This window comes from Lewinella sp. (genome assembly GCF_050633125.1).
Classification (GTDB): domain Bacteria; phylum Bacteroidota; class Bacteroidia; order Chitinophagales; family Saprospiraceae; genus Lewinella.
In genome coordinates, this window is sequence record NZ_JBOEFX010000050.1 from 58,631 (window position 1) to 61,831 (window position 3,201).

A 3,201-nucleotide genomic window follows, 5' to 3' on the forward strand; every position below is an offset into this window, starting at 1 on the left:
TTAGGAGAAAAACGACTAAGTTCCTTCCAGAAAACGATGCACGACGTCTATTTGCGTACGCGGGCCCAAAGCGGCGATGAAACACCGCTGATTCTAGCCAAAGAAGGGCAAGATTATCTGAATTACTACAAAGGAGGCCTGGCCTTTTATGCGCTAAGTGACTATTGGAGTGAGGAGGCACTCAATAGTAGCCTCGCCAGCTATGAGGCTGCCCACCGTTACGCGCCACCGCCTTACCCGACCTCGCTGGAGCTGATAGCACATTTGCAAAAAGATATACCTGATAGTTTGCAATACCTGTTGGAAGACTATTTTGAGACCATTACACTGTATGATAACCAGATTGGGAACGTGGAACTTACGTCGAATACAAACCAGGAATGGGAGGTGAACCTATCTTGCCAAGTGACCAAGTACCGCGCCAGCAAAAGTGGCCAAAGAACATTTACCAATGCCGCAGGAGGTCATCTTCAAACAGGAGAGACTCAATCTTTGCCCTTGCAGGACTACATCGAAGTAGGGTTTTATAAAAACACCGACGCTGGGAAAGTCTTGATTTCCAAAAGGAGAATAAAGGTAACGGCGATTCAAAATGACTTGCAATTTACGCTGGCAGAACGGCCAGATAGGATCGTACTTGATCCAGATTTATTGCTCTTTGAAGAGGATAGAGAGGATAATGGGTGGGAGCGGTAGGCGGCAGTGTAGTGTGCGGCGGCTGGTGGTTAGGAGCAACCCATTCGCATAAATACATTCATGTAATTACNNGCTCCTTTTTATCCTTTGTCCTGCTCCCTCCGGTCCGCCGGGCTTCAGGCTACGCCTTGCGCGTAATTCGGTCTACTTATAATTACAAAAATTCTGTTCTTAAAAGTGTGAATCCACCAGTTAGAGGTGATACAGAAAATTCTATGAACCCTATTTTCGAAGTATTATTTTCCAATAACTTGAATCCAATTAGATATGTTTCTTTTTCTTCTGAACTGAAAATTGTCCATTTGTCATTCCATGTTATTTCATCATAACCTGTTCGAATTGTTGCTAGTAGGAGTAGAGACGTTGGAAGAAGGGTTCGTTATTTCCCAATAGAGAGGTAGGTTAACTTCTGTTTGGATTAAATCAATATCATTTAGAAATATAGGAAGCTCATCATCATTCTTTAGTATTTGATCAATACCTGTAGATTCCAAAGTCATTTTTATTTCCTGATAATTTCCAGCTGGGTCACCCGTGGTTCGTTGAGCATATACGACCACAAAGTCAGCATTGCCATCTTGGTCAATGTCAAGTTCTAAATTACTAGGAACTCCTCTTAATTCTAATTGGTCTTTGGCACAACCGAAACAAATTAGACCAATGGAGATTAGCATTAAATACTTGTGCATGTTAAGATGTTTTCTATTAAAGACGGATGTTTTAGGATTTTCGTTGGGTTTGCTTATGCCCACCTTAGTTTTATGCACAAGCTTTTCTGACTACATGACCTATTGCTTCAAAAAATAGCGGACCGAATAGGGGAGTTCGGCGCCGATCTTCCATCGGGAGTGCACAGCCAGGGATAGTAGGCGNNGCCCGGCCCCGACCGGTAGGTATGGGGGGCAAAAAACTATTCATGGGTCGGCGAAGAATAACTTCCTTCCTTTAATGCTAATTTTTTGGCACTGAATAGAAGGTGACGGCGAATCAGATTGCGGCCAACGGAAGCTTAGCAGAGAGGGAGAACCACACAAGACGCTTAAGAAGATAATCACTTAGGTGTCTTTGGTGGTTTGAAAAAGTGGGATATAATGAATAGTTTTTTATGACGCTTCAAATTCCGGGCAATCAATCCGTAACTCATTAGTCAGTAGGTTTTTGCCTAGGAAATTGCAGAAATGCCCGTCGGGCTTTTGTTCATAAAAACGACACCCAAAGCAGGTACGCTGAACGGTAATAATACCAACCTTGTTAAGTCGGAATATTAATTCTTGTAGGGAAGAAAACAACTGCTCCTTATCCGGGGTACCTAATTTATTGATGGAAGCTTCGACAGGGCTGGCGAAAAGTTCTGTTGAAACTACCACTTCTTTGCCCTTTGGGGTTAATATTATAGTGAAAGCCCTTTTGTCTAATTTGTCGGGCACTTTTTCCGTCAGTCCTTTTTGGACTAGGGCCTTTAATGCATCACTAATGGTAGGTTTGGTCAGGTTAAACTCCCTGGCCAAATGACTGACATTACACAGGTCATCGTCATGATGTGCCACAAATATCAGCAGCTGAATCTGAATAGGACTCAACCCGATTGTTTTGGCATGATCCCATAATAGCACCCTGAATACACCTGCAATTCTTTCGAGACCTGAGGTGATTTTTGCCGTCAGGTCAGTGTTTTGTCTGGCTGGGTCAAATGGGCTGTTACTCATCCTGATACGCTCTGTTAAAAAAGATATTACCTGTAAAGTTAGTAATCCTAATCAAGGGAAACGTGGTAATTCTATTAACAGCCTTCCATTTCTATGATAAAGTAGCCCTTTTCTGCAATTTCAGCCTCCCACTCCGGGCGGAGGGCTTCTATATGACAAAGACGGCATTGCTTTGACGCCAGCGGCTGTTCTGCTTGGCCTTTTGCTTTGAGGTATTCTTTACCATAGTTGTAGATAGTATTAGTGTCCATGATTTTTACTGGAGCAATAATATCGAAATGCATGATGTTACCGTCTTTTTTAGTGACATAGGTATCCCACACATTGACTTTTTTAGCGGTGGTTTTTTCCATTGTATAGATTGCTTTTGATGGAATAGATGTAGCATCCACCAATATGGCGGATGCTACGATGAATAGGAAACTTATCCTTTTACATCAGCCATAGAGGCACCGAAATTGAGGTGGAGAACATTGCCGTTTGGTGTGATTAGGGCAGGCACTGATTTTACGCCTGCATTTTCGGCCTCTCCAATTTTGTTTTTGTCATTTCCGAGATGGACGACCTCTACGTTATCGGCTCCGATGAGGCTGATGATGTCTTGCTCTGCACTGACACATACCGGGCAACCGGCGTGGTAGAAGATAGATTTACTCATTGTTTAAATGTTTTTAATGTTTAAGAATCAATTAATGCGTAAATATAGTTAGGATTCCTAACTATTGCAAATTTAACTATGACTCTTAGCAAAAAAGTAGCGGACCGAACAGGGGAGCTCGGCGCAGCGGAGCGAGCACAG

At 42.9% G+C, this 3,201-nt stretch carries 4 protein-coding genes and 1 pseudogene; 1 reads left to right on the forward strand and 4 read right to left on the reverse strand.

What is annotated here, in order from left to right; translation table 11 throughout:
• Window positions 1-696: pseudogene (locus tag ACRBG0_RS11845) on the forward strand (hypothetical protein); the annotation flags it as partial.
• A 323-nt stretch (window positions 697-1,019) separates the two neighbouring features.
• Here ACRBG0_RS11845 and ACRBG0_RS11850 read toward each other — a convergent pair.
• The 4 genes from ACRBG0_RS11850 to ACRBG0_RS11865 all read right to left on the reverse strand — a co-directional run bounded on the left by ACRBG0_RS11850 (window position 1,020) and on the right by ACRBG0_RS11865 (window position 3,060).
• Window positions 1,020-1,385: a hypothetical protein gene (locus ACRBG0_RS11850; protein ID WP_431487098.1), complete on the reverse strand. Its 366-nt coding sequence runs from the start codon at window positions 1,383-1,385 to the stop codon at window positions 1,020-1,022.
• Window positions 1,386-1,799: 414 nt separating this feature from the next.
• The gene (locus ACRBG0_RS11855; protein ID WP_431487099.1) at window positions 1,800-2,402 is read right to left on the reverse strand and encodes a MarR family winged helix-turn-helix transcriptional regulator; all 603 of its coding nucleotides are present in this window, start codon (window positions 2,400-2,402) and stop codon (window positions 1,800-1,802) included.
• A gap of 74 nt (window positions 2,403-2,476) precedes the next feature.
• Window positions 2,477-2,755, reverse strand: coding sequence for a DUF2024 family protein (locus ACRBG0_RS11860; RefSeq protein WP_431487100.1), 279 nt, complete (start codon window positions 2,753-2,755; stop codon window positions 2,477-2,479).
• Between the two features lie 71 nt (window positions 2,756-2,826).
• Window positions 2,827-3,060 (reverse strand): thioredoxin family protein, encoded by a 234-nt coding sequence (locus ACRBG0_RS11865; protein ID WP_431487101.1) that lies wholly within the window; start codon window positions 3,058-3,060, stop codon window positions 2,827-2,829.
• Window positions 3,061-3,201 lie beyond the last annotated feature (141 nt).